The sequence below is a fragment of the Formosa algae genome, from assembly GCF_001439665.1.
Taxonomy (GTDB): domain Bacteria; phylum Bacteroidota; class Bacteroidia; order Flavobacteriales; family Flavobacteriaceae; genus Formosa; species Formosa algae.
The window spans coordinates 245450-261534 of sequence record NZ_LMAK01000014.1; the positions used below are offsets into that span (position 1 = coordinate 245450).

17 protein-coding genes are annotated in these 16085 nt (G+C 32.7%); 2 read left to right on the forward strand and 15 right to left on the reverse strand.

Annotated features, from left to right (window positions below; genetic code table 11):
* From AST99_RS06040 to AST99_RS06060, 5 genes are all read right to left on the reverse strand, one after another.
* Positions 1–1332 (reverse strand): cytochrome ubiquinol oxidase subunit I, encoded by a 1332-nt coding sequence (locus AST99_RS06040; protein ID WP_057780221.1) that lies wholly within the window; start codon positions 1330–1332, stop codon positions 1–3.
* A 123-nt stretch (positions 1333–1455) separates the two neighbouring features.
* The gene (locus AST99_RS06045; protein WP_057780223.1) at positions 1456–2061 is read right to left on the reverse strand and encodes a class I SAM-dependent methyltransferase; all 606 of its coding nucleotides are present in this window, start codon (positions 2059–2061) and stop codon (positions 1456–1458) included.
* Positions 2062–2067: 6 nt separating this feature from the next.
* Positions 2068–2520, reverse strand: coding sequence for a methyltransferase family protein (locus AST99_RS06050; protein WP_057780225.1), 453 nt, complete (start codon positions 2518–2520; stop codon positions 2068–2070).
* A gap of 17 nt (positions 2521–2537) precedes the next feature.
* Positions 2538–3881: an MBL fold metallo-hydrolase gene (locus tag AST99_RS06055; RefSeq protein WP_057780227.1), complete on the reverse strand. Its 1344-nt coding sequence runs from the start codon at positions 3879–3881 to the stop codon at positions 2538–2540.
* Positions 3882–3959: 78 nt separating this feature from the next.
* Entirely contained in the window at positions 3960–4631 is a 672-nt protein-coding gene (locus AST99_RS06060; protein WP_057780229.1) for a peroxiredoxin, read from the reverse strand.
* A gap of 198 nt (positions 4632–4829) precedes the next feature.
* Here AST99_RS06060 and AST99_RS06065 point away from each other — a divergent pair, with 198 nt between their 5' ends.
* A complete protein-coding gene (locus tag AST99_RS06065) occupies positions 4830–5207 on the forward strand; it encodes a hypothetical protein (protein ID WP_157486310.1) in 378 nt (125 codons plus the stop codon).
* Positions 5208–5270: 63 nt separating this feature from the next.
* Positions 5271–7373 (forward strand): TonB-dependent receptor domain-containing protein, encoded by a 2103-nt coding sequence (locus tag AST99_RS06070; protein ID WP_157486311.1) that lies wholly within the window; start codon positions 5271–5273, stop codon positions 7371–7373.
* 59 nt (positions 7374–7432) lie between these two features.
* Here AST99_RS06070 and AST99_RS06075 read toward each other — a convergent pair whose 3' ends face one another.
* From AST99_RS06075 to AST99_RS06120, 10 genes are all read right to left on the reverse strand, one after another.
* Positions 7433–8428, reverse strand: a complete 996-nt coding sequence (locus AST99_RS06075) for a c-type heme family protein (protein WP_057780236.1) — start codon at positions 8426–8428, stop codon at positions 7433–7435.
* Between the two features lie 84 nt (positions 8429–8512).
* A complete protein-coding gene (locus tag AST99_RS06080) occupies positions 8513–9322 on the reverse strand; it encodes a DUF3050 domain-containing protein (protein WP_057780238.1) in 810 nt (269 codons plus the stop codon).
* Between the two features lie 234 nt (positions 9323–9556).
* Entirely contained in the window at positions 9557–10525 is a 969-nt protein-coding gene (locus tag AST99_RS06085) for an MBL fold metallo-hydrolase (protein WP_057780240.1), read from the reverse strand.
* A gap of 62 nt (positions 10526–10587) precedes the next feature.
* Positions 10588–11106, reverse strand: a complete 519-nt coding sequence (locus tag AST99_RS06090; RefSeq protein ID WP_057780242.1) for a hypothetical protein — start codon at positions 11104–11106, stop codon at positions 10588–10590.
* A gap of 246 nt (positions 11107–11352) precedes the next feature.
* Positions 11353–11736: a VOC family protein gene (locus AST99_RS06095; RefSeq protein ID WP_057780243.1), complete on the reverse strand. Its 384-nt coding sequence runs from the start codon at positions 11734–11736 to the stop codon at positions 11353–11355.
* Positions 11737–11941: 205 nt separating this feature from the next.
* Positions 11942–12619: an oxygen-insensitive NAD(P)H nitroreductase gene (gene nfsB, locus AST99_RS06100; protein WP_232301590.1), complete on the reverse strand. Its 678-nt coding sequence runs from the start codon at positions 12617–12619 to the stop codon at positions 11942–11944.
* 127 nt (positions 12620–12746) lie between these two features.
* The gene (locus AST99_RS06105) at positions 12747–13859 is read right to left on the reverse strand and encodes a hypothetical protein (RefSeq protein ID WP_157486312.1); all 1113 of its coding nucleotides are present in this window, start codon (positions 13857–13859) and stop codon (positions 12747–12749) included.
* A 9-nt stretch (positions 13860–13868) separates the two neighbouring features.
* A complete protein-coding gene (locus AST99_RS06110; RefSeq protein ID WP_057780247.1) occupies positions 13869–14633 on the reverse strand; it encodes a hypothetical protein in 765 nt (254 codons plus the stop codon).
* Positions 14634–14802: 169 nt separating this feature from the next.
* Positions 14803–15414, reverse strand: a complete 612-nt coding sequence (locus tag AST99_RS06115) for a hypothetical protein (RefSeq protein ID WP_057780249.1) — start codon at positions 15412–15414, stop codon at positions 14803–14805.
* A gap of 134 nt (positions 15415–15548) precedes the next feature.
* The gene (locus AST99_RS06120) at positions 15549–16058 is read right to left on the reverse strand and encodes a hypothetical protein (RefSeq protein WP_157486313.1); all 510 of its coding nucleotides are present in this window, start codon (positions 16056–16058) and stop codon (positions 15549–15551) included.
* Positions 16059–16085: the final 27 nt, after the last annotated feature.

The window sequence follows — 16085 nt, forward strand, 5'->3', positions numbered from 1 at the left end:
TTAGTGTTGATTTAGTTGTGGTCCTTTATTAATAATTTTTCCTGCTAACATTAAAAATAATAAGCCGAGTAATAAATACAGTCCGATAAAGCCTAATAAAGTAAATAATGTGTTTCCAGATGATACGGTTGGAGATGCTCCAGCAGATGTGCGTAATAAGTTATATACTAACCAAGGTTGTCTGCCCAATTCTGCGGTGTACCATCCTGTTGTATTTGCTATATATGGAAAAGGTAACATAAATAACAGTGCCCATAAAATCCATTTAGTAGTATATAATTTTTTTCTGAATAATTGTATAACGGCTAAAAGCATTAACCCAATAAATATAGTTCCTAAACCAACCATTATATGATAGGCATAATACAAGCCAGGAATATTTGTTGGATACACAGACGGGTCGAATTCGTTAAGACCTTTAATTTCTGCATTCCAATCTTGATAGGTTAAAAAGCTTAAAATATTAGGAACAGCAATTTTATTATCTAATTTCTTTTCAAGCATATTAGGCTGACCAATTAATACAATTTCAGATCCGCCTTCTTCTGTTTCAAAAATACCTTCCATAGCAGCGAAAGTTACTGGCTGATGTTTAACTACGTTTTTTGCAGCCAAATCTCCTGTAGGAAAAGCAACTAACAAACTAGATATTAATCCGAAAATAACACCTGTCTTTACAAATAGTTTTCCGAAATCGTGATGTTTATCGTTTAATAAATAGAAGGCTCCAATCGCAGCAACTACAAATGATGAAGTAACCATAGACGCCGCTTGATTATGTAAGTACGATGGTAATAACCATGGATTAGAAAAAAGTGCTCCAAAATTGTTTAAAACAAATTTACCATTTTCTAAGACCTCATAACCAACAGGATATTGCATCCAAGAGTGCGTGGCAATAATAAGGTAACCACTTGCCCAAGAGCCTAAAAAGACCAGAAACCCAGTTACAAAATGTAATTTATGTCCTAAGAGTTTTTCGCCAAATAAAAAGAGTCCTAAAAAGGACGATTCTAAAAAGAAGGAGAACATACCTTCCATAGCCAATGTTTGTCCTATAATACCACCTGTAAGTTCTGAAAACTTAGCCCAATTGGTACCAAATTGAAACTCCATTGGAATACCGGTTACCACACCCATAGCAAAATTAAGTGCGAAAATTTTCATCCAGAATTTAGCAGCATCATTGTACTGATCTACTTTTGTTCTTAAAAATTTCCATTTAAAATAGACTATCAATAGGGATAATCCCATGGTGAGTTGAGGAAAGAGGTAATGAAATGTGATAGTAAACGCAAATTGCATTCTATCATAAAAGAGCATGTCTTCCATATTCTGTGTTTTAGACTATAAAAATACAAAGCAAGACTTAATTAAAAGGTAACTTTTATTACATAAATTCAAACTCTTTTTATAACTCCTGACATATCAGAAAGGTGGCTTGTTTTAGATGTATTAAATTTTAACACCAATACAACGAATCACTTGGGCTTTACCAATATGATAACTGCCTTCAGAGAGTTCGATGGTTTGTTCTTCAAGTAATGTAAATTTTAATCCTTTGAACTCCGCTTTAATTTCTTCAATAGAAAATAGCATATCTTCATTTTTTGGTCCGCCAGAAGAATATTGCAATTGCGCTTTAGCAAAACACTCGAAAATTAAGGTGCCTCCCTGTTTTAAAAATTTAAGAATATGCTGATGTGCCTGCTTACGCATATCTGCAGGGAAGTGGGTATAACACAAGGCAATTGCATCAAATGTTTTATCTGTTTGAAATTCTAAAACTCCACTAATATCATAATCAATAGTAACAGCTTTCATATTTGCCAATTGTAAAGCTTTTTCTTTTCCTTTTAAGCTGATATCAAAAGCATGAGCTGTCCAACCTTTAGAGGCTGCATATACTGCATTTCGACCTTCACCTTCGGCAGGAAGCAATACGGTTCCAGTTGGTAATGAATCTAATGTAGATTTAAAAAAGGTATTAGGCTGGGTACCGTATGCAAAATCATCTTCAGCATAACGTGCGTCCCAAAATTCTAGAGGCGTATTTTTCATAAGGGGTTATATAAATCGTCGCGTTTTTGTTTTATAAGTCTTGTATTCTGGAAACATGTGTTGTAATAGCTCTTCTTCGTATTTTGATTTAAAATAGAAAAGCACCCACAGGGACAAACCAATTAGTAGTTTAAATACAGAGGCATTAAACATCGCGTAACCTAAGGTAATTGCTAAAATACCTGTGTAAATAGGATGCCTGCTAATTTTAAAAGCTCCAGTTGTTCTAAGCGTACTCTTAACTTTAGGAGTAGGAAAAGGCGAAATTTTGGTATTGATTTGTAGTACCGCAACTAGGCTTAATATAAACCCTAAAGAGGTTAAAAGTAAACCAAAGTATTGTAGGCCTTCAGGTAAATTGACTTCTACGAATTTTAAAGGCAACATATAAATGATAAAAAGCACAAGCTGTAGGCCTACAAATACAAAATCTTTTAGAGTGGGATGTCCTGTTTTCAATAGGTTTATAATAGGTTTTATTTAAAATTAGTTACAGCATCACTCAAATCGTAAACAGAAACTTGTTCGGTAATATTAGACACTATACTACTTCCGGCAGCACTTCTGTAACCACCAGCACAATGTACTACTATGGGTTTATCTGTAGGAATTTTATCTTTTTCTTCTCTTAACTGATTTAACGGAATAGCTAAGGCATTTTTAAATATTTTACCTTCATCTACTTCGCTTTTGTTTCTAATATCTAGTATGGTATATTGGTCTTGATGTTGTTTAAAATCGTCTAAATTTAAGAGTTCCGATTGTTCAGAGGTTACATTTCCTAAGGTCATTAATCCTAATAATTGCGTTTCGTAACCAATCTTAGCAATTCGATTTAAAATGGTTTCACGTTCTTCAGTAGAATTTAAAACCACATAAAAAGATTCTTCAGGTTTTACTATTGAACCCAACCACGTTTCAAATTTATCATTTTCTGATTCAGCCATAATATTAAAACTATGTGCTAAATGGTTTTGCTTATAATCTGCTTGATTTCTAATATCAATAATTAAAGCGTCGTATGTAATATTAGTATCAACTTTAAAATGAAATTTTGTTTTGGAAATACTGGACTCTAAATTTTCTGCTCCTTTTTTATTGATGTCTACATTATAGCCAAAATAGGAAGGAATAAAAGGTTGATCTTTTAAAATATGTGCAACAAAATCTGCTTCAGTCATAGATTTAAATGCCCAATTTTCTAGACGTTCTTTTCCTAATGTGCTCGAGGCATCTTTACTCATATTTTTACCGCATAACGAACCGGCTCCGTGAGCAGGATATACTTTAGTGTGGTCTGGCAAATGATTAAATTTTTGTGTGATGGTAGCATACATCTGTTTGGCTAATTCTTCACGTTTAGCTTTCATATTTCCTGCTTTTTCTCTTAAGTCAGGTCTCCCTACATCTCCAATAAACAAAGTGTCTCCAGAAAACATGGCGTAATTATCAGCATGATCTTGCGCAATAATAGTAATACTGTCTGGAGAATGTCCTGGAGAGTTTATGGCTGTAAAAGTTACTTGTCCTAGGTTAAAAGTATCTCCGTCATCAAAAGTGATATGAGGATAATCTGCACTAACAAGTTGACTGACATAAATATCTGCTCCCGTTTCTTTATGAAGTTGTAAATGACTACTCACAAAATCGGCATGCGGATGCGTTTCGAATACCGCTACTATTTTTGCGTTATGTTTTTCTGCTAGTTTGTAATATTGCTTTACCTGCCTTGAAGGGTCGACTAGGGCAATTTTTTGCTCACTAATTATAGCATAAGAATAATGAGCTAATGGCTTATCTTCAAATTGTATAATATTCATCTTCTTTCTTTTTTACTTATAAAATATAATATAAAAATTCGGTCTAATGGTAATGTTAAGACCGAATTTCTACAAGTTTTAAATGTTTTTCTTAGCTAAATACCAATCTACTTTTTCCAAAGAATCGTCTTCTAATCTATTATTTAACTCATCTAAAGTTTTAGGAGGTCCAACGATAACTTTATCACCTTTTTTCCAGTCTAAAGGCATGGCAACTTTATATTTGTCTGAAGTTTGAAGGGCTTCTAAAGCTCTTAAAATTTCGTCCATGTTACGACCTACATTTAAAGGGTAATACATAACCAAACGTATTTTTTTTATAGGATCTATAAAAAATACGGCTCTTACGGCTGCGGTTTCACTTTCGTTAGGTTGTAGCATACCATAAAGCTTAGATACTTTCATATCTATATCTGCAATAATTGGAAAATCAAAGTACACGCCAGTGTGTTCTCTAACGTTTTGTACCCAACCTAAGTGCGCATGTATACTATCTATACTTAATCCTAGTAGTTCGGTGTTTAAGGCTGTAAATTCGTCTTTTCTAGTTGCAAATCCACTCATTTCTGTGGTGCAAACGGGTGTAAAATCTGCTGGGTGGGAAAACATTACAATCCATTTGTCTTTAGCAAAATCAGACATTTTAATTTTACCTTTTGTAGTTATTGCATCAAAATCTGGAGCAGTATCTCCAATTCTTGGCATGCCATAACTTTTTTCTGGAGTTTCAATTACTTCTGTTGTATCCATAATTAAAGTATTTAAATTATTTATTACAAATATAAGTAACTATAGTTTTTTGTTATGTAATGAATGTTACTGCCAGACAATTATTTTAGTAGTACTATTAAATTATTTTTCTGTTTAAAGCGGCAAATTATCTTTTGTAACGTACGTCATGATTTTTGTCAGTTTCAGAATTATTTTATTGCTTTAAATTTAGCATACATGAAATTACTTCCCTCTTTTGTAACGACTATACTCGTGTTATTAATTTTATTTAATAGCACTATAGTATCGTTTACATATGCGTACTATACTTTAGATCGAACCACTTTTATAGATGTATTTTGTGTAAATAGAGATAAGCCAGAATTACTTTGTAATGGGAAATGTCAGTTAAAAAAAGTTTTGGAGACTCAAGATTCTGAACAAAATATACCTGAGCGTATTATAAATTTTAAAGATTTATATTTTAACTTTAATCTACTTAATCACTACAATTTCTGTAACTATTCCATTATTGAATCGCAAGATATAATGGTTTATAACAACCTATATGCTTTTAAGCCGCTACAAGTTTGCTTTCATCCGCCTAGATTATAGTATTTAATTATATAGGTCGTTTTTACGACCACAACACATATAAATACATATAAATTTTATGATATGAAAACATTTTGCAGTGTGCTTCTATGCATGCTAGTTACTGCTGTATCTTATAGTCAGATACAAAACGACTCTAAAAAAGATACCATTTCCATTAAAACCACAACCTTAAATGAAGTCATTATAACGGGAAACTTAACAACAGATCCAGTACTTTCTGTAGTTACAAACGATTATCAAGAACAGATTGTACAGCCCAAAAACGTAGCCGATTTGTTTAATGGTATTAATGGTTTTTCTGTGATTAAAAGAGGAAATTATGCCATAGATCCGGCATTTAGAGCCTCTCAATACGAACAACTTAATATTCAGTACGATGGTGGTACCAAGGCTATGCATGCTTGTCCAAACCGTATGGATCCTATTACCACACATATTATTCCTGAAGATATTTCTAAAATTGAAATAATTAAAGGGCCTTATACTGTGCGTTATGGAGCAACTTTTGGAGGTCTAATTAATCTAGTAACACAAAAGCCAGATTATGGAGACTATGGTATTCATGGTAAAGTCTCTGCAGGTTATGAAACTAACGGAAATGCTTTAGTAAACCTCGCACAATTAGAATATATACAAGAAAATTATGATATAGTCGCTCATGCTGGCTATCGAGATTTTGGAAATTATGAGAATGGCGACGATGTCGAAATTCCATCCTCTTTTAGAAGCACAGATTATGGTGTGAAACTAGGTTATAATTTAAGCGAAGACCAACGTTTACAAGCCAATTGGAGACAATCTTATGGTCGTGATGTTTTACACGCTGCGTTACCAATGGATACGGATTATGATAATAGCAGTATTTTATCTTTAGATTATACATTAAGTAATCTTAGTACCACGATAAACGCATTAACAGCTAAGGCGTATTATAGTTATGTAGATCATTTAATGACTAACAATAGAAGACCATCATTTACAACCACAGGAGCATCATCTGCCGTTGATGCAACAACCATAGGAGGGAAGTTAGAACTAAACTATAAGCCTTTTAAGAATTTCAATATGTTTTCAGGCCTAGATGCAATGCATGTGGCACGTGATGGAAACAGAATTCGAGAGGTTAAAATTAAAAATGGTGTTACATTAGACACGCCTTTACTATTTACAGATAAGATTTGGCAAGATTCTTATGTTACTGATTTAGGTGTGTTTACGGAAGCAAAATATAATATCAATCTGCATACTATTTTTACCGCTGGTTTGCGTTACGACCAAGTAATTTCTGATATACAAGATCCTGAAGACGATTTTGCCGCCATGTACGATTTAGAAAAACGTACAGAACATAATTTAAGTGGTACAATTTCTATGAAAACGTATGTGACTGATGGTTTTACTTTAGAAGCTGCTTATGGCCGAGGTGTACGCTCTGCAAATATGATGGAACGCTTTATTAATCATTTTTCTGTAGGTCAGGATGCCTACGAATATATTGGGAATCCAGATTTAAAAGCAGAAGTCAATAATCAGTTTGAAATTGGTTTTAAAGGGAAATTGCCGTTAACAAATGGATTTGATAGTTTTAACTATGAGACTTCATTTTATTATGCCTTTTATGATAACTACATAGTGGGCGTTATAGATGAAGATTTAACTCGAAAATTTAATCCAACTTCTGAACCCGTAAACCCAAAAGTCTATCAAAATATAGATGAAGCCTATAAAACAGGTTTTGAAGTAATGGCACAACTCGATTTTTTACAGGACTATTATTTTAAAGCAGCAAGCGCTTATGTTTACACAAGAAACAAAGATTTAGTTGAAGCTTTGCCCTTAACACCGCCTTTAACGCATACGTTTACACTTGGAATGACACGTGCCAAATTATGGGCAAATGTACAATACAATGTGGTGTCTAAGCAGGATCATATCTCTATAAGTTTTGGAGAAACAGTGACAGAGGCTTACGAAACTTTAGATTTACGCTTTGGATTAAATCCTATTAAAAACGTGACTTTAGGTCTTGCTGTGCTAAATATTTTTGATGAAACATATAGTAATCATTTAAACTTTTCCTATTCTAATCAAGCTGATTTTGATAGTACTCCAATAACTGAACCTGGAAGGAATTTTTCAGCTTTTTTGCAATATAAATTTTAAATTAAATCATAAAAAAAGCGGTAGTATTTTAACTATACTACCGCTTTTTTAAAGACTATTTATTTATCGAATGTAATACTCCACATTCCTCTCACTTCATTTTCAGAATAATCAATGGCTTTATCTTTGGGGTATAAACGTAACACCTTATTTAAAGTTGCAACATCCATTGTAGTATTGGGTGTTCCATGACATTGTAAACACATGGTATTGGTGGTTATAGGGTAGTAGACATGAACTTTATTGTCTATATCTTTAACAATTGGTTTGGGTTGCCCATTGTTTGCTATAACTGTTTTAAAAGTTGAAATATATTCAAGCTCTTCTGTATTGGCTTTGTTATTTTGATTTCTTGGTTTATCAGTCACCCGTCTAATGTTTGCATGTTGGGCTACAGCCATACTATCTGTTAATCGATAAGCTTGTTCGTTACAAAACGATAGCGCTTCCAACACACCATCTTTCTGAATGCTTCCCATTAAATTTTTACCTATAACAGCCTGAGTTGCCATTGCGTATTCCAATCCACGTTGGCCATAAGATTCTTGAGTGTTGTTTTTAGATTGTTGCGTTTGCAAACCATAGCCTTTTCCTCTGTTTTGACCATTTTGTTTATGTTCTTGCTGATAATGACTTTCGAACCATTCTGGCTGATCGATTTCAAAAGTGTACATATAGTCTGCAATTTGCGTAATGGTTTCTTCAGGAAATGGCATATTGGGCATTACACCATAGCGCTGTACAGCGCCGTACATGATGGCATTATCTTTATTTGGGTTTTTAAACCAATTTAACATGGCCGCAGTAAAGGCTTCATTAGAGCTGTTCTGCATTAAATAACGCTTTTTAACCGCTATCATAGGAGGAGCATTTCTGCTGTTTTCATCTGCAGTAGGACTGTGGCAAATGTAACAGTTTGTTTCCATCAGTTTTTTACCTGGGTGTTCTGTTGCTTGTAAATTTTTAGTCACTAAATCGGTAGTTTTTTTCTTGTCATAAAAATTGCAACTCACTAAAAACACAGTACATACAAGGTATAAGACACTATTTTTCATTGGAAATAAGTTTGTATGAAAATACAATCTATAATCAATAAAAAAGGTAACATATGTTACATTACCACAGTTATATTTTTAATGCTATGCTTTTAAAACTTTAAGTGTTGTTTTTTGTACAATACAATCTGTAATTGCATCCCAAAGTGCAATTCTTTTTTCTAAAGCGTGTTTAGCCACAGTTAAGGTTTCTTCCCATTTTTGGTCGTCGTCTTTACAAAGTTCAGCAACCATTTTTAACGATAATGGGCCGTGCTCGTCACCATCTAATTCAATATGACGTTGTAAATAATAGATGAGTTTATTATACGAATTATGCTCAGATCCCGAATGTTTTAAAATTTCAATAAACATATCCGGAATAACATCTTCACGCCCAAATGTAAAGGCAGAAGCCACAACGTGTGCCTTGTTACTAGCTATAGCGTCAAAAGAAAATGTTACAAAATCTGAAACTCTGCGATCTAAGTCAATCGTTTCTAAAGCAGTCGCTACCGATTGTCCAGTTTCTATTTGTTTAATAAATCCTTCTATTTTAGAGGTTTGTGCTTGAGCTTGTACCATCGCATCTAGATACATCTCAAAATGACTTTTAGGTTCTCCTAATTCGTTAACATCACTTTCTTCGCCTAATACAATTTCATTTATAAATCTAGAAAGCGTTGCGTTTTTGGATGGAATCCAAGGTGTTTGTACGTGTGTAAGCTGAATTTGTAATTGTTTTAAAAGCGACATAAAATCCCATACGGCATAGACATGGTGTTCCATAAAAATTTTAATATCTTCTATGGTCTCCAAACTGCTGTACAGTTTGTGATTTTTTAGTTGATGTCTTAAATCAGAAATTTCTGTTTCTATGAAAGATATACGAGCTTGAGTATCTATTTGATGCATGAAAATTTGAGTTTAATCTTGTAATTAAACGTGTAAATAACGCCTTCCAATGGGATTTATACAAGTTTAAAAATGTTAAATAAATATCAAAATTAAGCTCGTTATTAACAAGAAAGAAGAATTTAAATCCTACACCTTAAGTATGAGTAGGTTATCGTGCACTCCATTGCAATGAAGAGTTTATAGGATGTAATTAACTTGTATTATTTCGAGATCAATGCACTTAATATTCAATTAAAGCGTATACACATCATGAGTTTTTGCTATTTTAAATCCGTTATGAATGATGGATCTTGTAGCTTCACTTAATGGATCTAAAGCAGGATTTGTATGGTTAAAATGAATGAAAATAATTTTATTTTTATCCTCTACACTTAAATTTTTAAAATGCTCAAGACTTTCAATAACAAACGGATGTGGAATTTGAGATATGTCTCTTGTATTCATTTCAAGTCCGCTATAAAAAGTCGCGTCTAAAAAGGCATAATCTACTTTTTTTATCTCTTCTTTAATATCCTTTTCCCAAACTCTCCATTTATTAATATCTGGAATGAACAACGCTGTTTTGTTTGGGCCTTTAATTTTATATCCTACGGTTTCAGAGTATTCATCTCTATGTGTGACTAAAAATGGAATAACCTCTATAGAATTTGATAGCTTAACAGGTTCTTCAGCAACCATTGTATTTAAAATGATATTTTGCCGATTTACAAGCTGACTCCATGGTCCGTTGTTGCTTAAATAATCTTTCATTCTGGGCATAACAAATACTGGTAATCCCTTAGCATCTATAGACTCTTTTCCAAAATACATGAGTCCAGAGTAGTGTCCAGTATGTGCATGTGTTAAAAAAATACCATCTACAATTTCTTTCTTACTTTTTGGCTCGTATTGGGTAAGCCATTTCATTTGTGTAACAATATCTGGAGAAGCATCAAATAAATATGTTTTGTCATTTCCAGCGTCTATTAAACCTAAAGATGTGATTTTTCGATTCGGGTCTGGATTATCGAATAGATCTTTACAACAGTCTTTGGTACAGCCCATTTGCGGAGAGCCCGCATCTTGAATAGTCCCCAAAACAACGATAGAAGTTTGGTCTATACTAAATATAGAATCTGCTTCAGCAGAGGGATTAATTGATTTCTTCCCTGTACAGGAAGTAAGAAGGATTAATATAAAAAGGATGTGATATGTCTTCATTTTTGTTTTTTTGAGGGAACCAATAGTTTGGCTTTATTGTACTGTTTTGTCTCGCATATCAATCAGGAGATGTAATATTCTAAATAGGGAAGGGCATTACATTCTATTTTGGCAATATAAACCTCACAAAACTTAGGATTTGTTTTTATGTTTTCAGAGGTTTGATTACCAGTAATTTGATATCCTGAATTACCTTTAAGATACGAAATTTCTGTGAAAAAAGCACTAAAAGATGACGTGATAATTTTAGGTTTTTCTTCACTTGTATCTGAGTTTATTTTTGTTTCAGAATAAAGGTAGGTAGCACCGTTTTGCTCTTTAAAATTTATAGATTCTAGTGTTGTTGATTTTAATTCAAGACGTTTTTTATGATAGAGGTCTTTAGAAAGGGCATTTCTTTTTAAATTAAAGTCTAACAGATACGATTCGTATTCTAAATTGTTGCTTATTTTTATTGTTAGGGACTTAAAGATACTAAGAAACAATGCAGAAATATCTGTACTAGGAGAATTCGTGTTTTGAGCCGTAACATTTACAATACATAGCCAAAAGCCAAGTATAAATGCTTGTATGTTTATCATGTTTAGTGAGGTTAAGTCTTCAGTTATTTGGGGATAATTGATACTTATAAGTTGTAAAAATAGGAATTTTTTACAATAAGCAATAAATCTTTAAGTTTTCTTCTTTGATTGTTAGTTTTTATTCAATTTATATTAAAAGTGAATTTATATACGAACTGGAATAGATTCAGAATTTTAGATCTCTAGAACGCTTATGCTGTAGTGTATAACAAGTTTAAGGAGATAAAAAATGAAGAGGACTAGTATTTAAAAATCATCATTTATTTCTACCCAATATCCGTTTGGATCTTGAAAATAGACTTGTTTAATACCATCTTTTCTAACATAATCTTTATTTGGTGTATCTAACCAATCCGTATACTCAATATTAAGCGCGTTTAAATGCGATACAAATAAGGAAACATTAGCTGTAGTTAATGCAAAATGTACTGCTTTATTGGTTTTAATTTCAGCATTTGGTCTGGGGATTAAATGCAGCTGTTTATTTTCTCCTAAAGACAACCATCGGGTTTTAGAGTTAGATGCCGTGTTTTTAATCTCTTTTAGGTACAGCACTTTTTTGTAAAATTGAACTGCTTCATCGACATCTTTTACAGAAAGTGCAATATGATTGAAAGAAAAAGTAAGCATATTTTATTATTTTTTGAGATTCAAATATCTATAATAAATTTATAATATCAAGATTTAAAGTTAAGAATCAGACTGTAAGCATTGTATGCTCTAGATTATTTAAATGTCATTTTTATAAACTAAAAACAAGCCTAATCATCTTAATTGTATGATGATTTTAGACTTGTCTTCTAAATTATAATATATAAGATCTGCTGTTACAAAATTAAATGTCTGTAAAGATCTCTGTTTTTGGTAATCTAGATTTTGGTAAATCGGCATTAAAATCAGTATCTGCTCTAAAACCAACACCAACCATAACGGTTGCAGTATATCCTTTTGCTCTTAAACCAAATTCTTCGTCTAGTGCTTTCATATCTATTCCTTCCATGGGTACAGTATCTATACCTAAAGCAGCAGTACCTAGTAAAAAGTTACCAATATTTAAATATACTTGTTTTTCCATCCAGTGCTGTGCATCTTTAAGATCGTATTTATGGATGTTAGTAAATAACTGTTTTGCTCCTAAGTTCTGCGCTTTATATTCCGGTGTAGCAAAACGTCCGTCTTCGTCTTCAATATGGGTTACATGCTCAAGATAGTCGTTTGAGATTTCTGTTTTGGCACAAAATAATATTACGTGAGACGCATCTAAAACTTTAGGTTCGTTAAAGCTGAAAAAACCTTGTGTTCCTTTTGCTAATCTCTTTTTCCCTGCTTCTGTTTTTGCAATAATAAAATGCCAAGGTTGTGAATTAATAGACGAGGCACTCATTTGTAAAAGCGTTTTTATATCGTTTTCTTGTTCTGAAGATAATTTTTTAGACCCATCAAAAGCCTTAACAGTATATCTCCAGTTTAAAATGTCTGAAATATTAATCTCATTGTGTGGTTTTGAACTCATAGGAATATATTTTACTTTATACTATATTAATTATAGTCACAAACTTAAGTATAGTTGTTTGGTTTTGCAATAACGGTCAAAAAGGATAGTATCAAAAAACAAGTGTAAATAATTGAATTTTAGATTTCTATTCAAAAATTGGAATTAAAAAATTTGATTTGTAATCTTTTGGTTTACTGTTTAAATTGGAGAATACCTTACAGTATGCCTTTAGCTGATGTCCTCGGTTTAAAATCTTAATATTTGGCTCGAACACCGTTTTATAATAATAATTAGACTGATTATTTAATAATCCGCCTTTCTTTTTAATATAGGAATAAAGGGTGTGTATTACAGCATTCTCTTCAGCATATATAAAATTTGTTTTGCCACGATATAGTTTTATTGGTAAAATGTGTTCATCTGCGGTGTAGGCATAATCTATATAATTATGAAGCATTTCGTGGGCAATAGAAACGGGTAATCCTTCCGTCATATGCAATTCGTAATTTTTCCAAGGATTAGATGCGTTATAAATGGGTTTAGAACCTAAATCTGATTGCCCCAATATATTAATATCATGAATATTAATTACCGAAATATTATTCCACTGAGCTATAGGTGGATTCGTGTTAGGCAAAGTGCCACGATACATAAAAATGGTATTGTTAGACGATATATAAGCAGGATTATCGTTAAAAGCTATCCAAAATTTTTGATTGGCATTCACTAACGGTACAAATGCAGGAGCATCGGTTATATAAGTTTTGGTAGCGCTTATAAGTTTCTCATACAATTCCGGATACCTTTCTTGTAGTATAATGATGCTTCTAATGGCATAATATACATTTTTCTGATCTATCGCTTGATCTTGTTTGGTCGTGATTATAAAATCGCCATAAGTGTAAAAATGAGCTTTCCAAGTCAGGTGATCTAATTTATCGGGATACCAGTTATTGTAAGTGCCAAATAAGCCTGTGTCGTTCGGGAATTTACGTCCTAAATACTGTAGTTTTTTTGTATTAATAGGAATCTCAATGTCAGAAGTTAACACATCTTGTTTAATTGCTTGAGCGACCAATTTAGAAAGTTCTGAATCTATGGCTTCTAAACTTAAAGGCTTTTGATTAAAATCTGAAGCGGTTGTTATCCAACTTAAGTCATGTTTATCAAGATTTAAACGTGTGGTACTAGGTTTGTCTTGCGCGCAAGCCGTTGTTAACATAAAAAGACTTAAGCAAACAACCCAAACAGATTTCATAAGTATAGCTTATTTCGTGATGATGTAATGCGCCATATCTACACCAGTATTTCCAGTTACACTATCGTAAGCATATATAATGACTTCGTAATCTCCGGTTTTTTCTAGTTTTAAATCGCCTTCAAATATATTTGTTGTGACAAAATCCAGAGGGACTTCAGACATTATTTCATTTTTTAATTTCACAATGGCTTTCACTTCAATTTGCTCAGAATTCCACATTCCACCTTCATTAATTGGGCAGCCACACATCATTACAACTTTAGCTTTTAGCTTTAAAGGCTCAGCTTTTATAGATTTTAGGGACATGTTTTTAGTGCTGTCTGGAGATTGAATATCGACTAAAAATCCTGGGATTTCAAGAACAACACCTTCACCCAAAACATCTTTTCCTGGAATTAACCACATGTCTGTGCTCGCACTAACTCTAGCGTTTTCATCTGCTATAGTCGAGTAGACTTCAATAGTAATAAATACTGGTTCGTTAATATCTATAGTAGCTAAAAACTTGGCTGTTTTGTCATCTGTAATACGCATACCTCGCGTATAAGGTGTTTTCATGATTAGATCTGTACTACCAGTTGAACCTTCAGTTTTACCTTGAGCTAAAATAGCATTGGTCATTTTATTTCTTATAATCACTTCAGCGCCTCCTAAAGACGATCCAATAAATTTGGCATCTTTAGCTTTTGCTCTCACTATAATTTTAGTATCTGTGGCAAAAGCGGAAAGGTTAATTAAAAATATAAAGCAAGCGGCTAATATGTATTTCATGAGTTTTTAAGGTATAAAGATGAGTAAATCTGCTATTACAAATATAACAGTTTTATTAGAGATGAAGTGGTGTAAGAGCAACGATTAGAGGCCGAAAACAGATTAAGACGCCCTTAATTTGAATACTTTACTCATGATTATTCTTTGAAGTGTATGATAATTTTACGTACTAATATTGTTTTTTAGGTTTAAGAATCCCAATCATTTGACCTAAACCAATCCCTATATACGAGCTGTCTTTATTTAAAATAAGTAGGGGCGATACGGTAAAACCATAGAATCTGGATATCGGAAATTCTATTTTAGGATTTAGTATAAAACTGGCCGTGGAATGTTTTCTGTAATTCCAAGTATAGTTTTCTGAAAGAAATGCGCTATCTGTGTATTGCCAATTTTCTGGTTGTCTTATTATGGTATAACCTGCACCTACAGAAAGGTTCAGCCTTATGGTACCGCTGTTATTAAGGTTGTAGATTTTACCAACTCCCATTTGAATAGTCTCTAGCTGATCGTATGGATTTTCAAAACCAAATGAAAAAAGACCACCTAAACCAGATGAATAATCTTTTGGCTGCGATTTAGGTGTTCTAATATGTCCTGTATATCCTAGTTTAAAGGAATAGGTTTGATTGTATACATAATTTAAATTTAGATTCATGCCGATATAATTTCCAAAATTGATTTCACCAGAAGTATATATACTATGCTGATTGGCGAATTGCGCATGCGCCCTATTGAAAAATAGGCCACTAATTAAAATGATGTACACACGTATTTTCATGAATTTTAAAATTTGGGGGCTTTAAAACAATAAATATTTAAATTAGAAAAAAGATACTATTTATAGCGGTTAAGATGTGTAATGTTTTCGTTATATTTTTATAATTCTGATAGTATAAGTGTAAATGAAAACCATTAAGGCACCGCAATGATATACTTGTTTGCTAAAGCAGTGTCTTGCCAAAAGGCGAGATCGAATGTCCAATATGGAGTGTCTTCATATAAGGTATGATAATGCCCCCAAGAATATTGAAACGCATAGGTTTGTTGTGTGTTTTCAAGATGTATAGTGCCAAAAAGATAAGCCGTTGTGGTACCGCTAACACGCCCGGTATGGAGTTCTGATTTGTCTATAGTAATTTCTGTACCGATAGGGATTTCGGCAATAATTTCCAATCCCGAATCCATTCCAAAGGTATTACCATCTTCTAAATGGTAACTATAATCTGCATGTATAGGTGTATCGGGATCTTTTAGAATTTGGATATGTCGTTTTGTAGTGAGTTTTTTGTTTACAATCTCCACAAATGGTTCTTCCTTAGAGACATCTTTATATTTAGGTGTACTTAAAGTATAGAAAAAAATAACCATAACGCTTAGACCACAAACCAAAAGGATAATAGAGACAATGAGGATTTTTTTCATACTTATTATATTATTAAGCTATTTTGG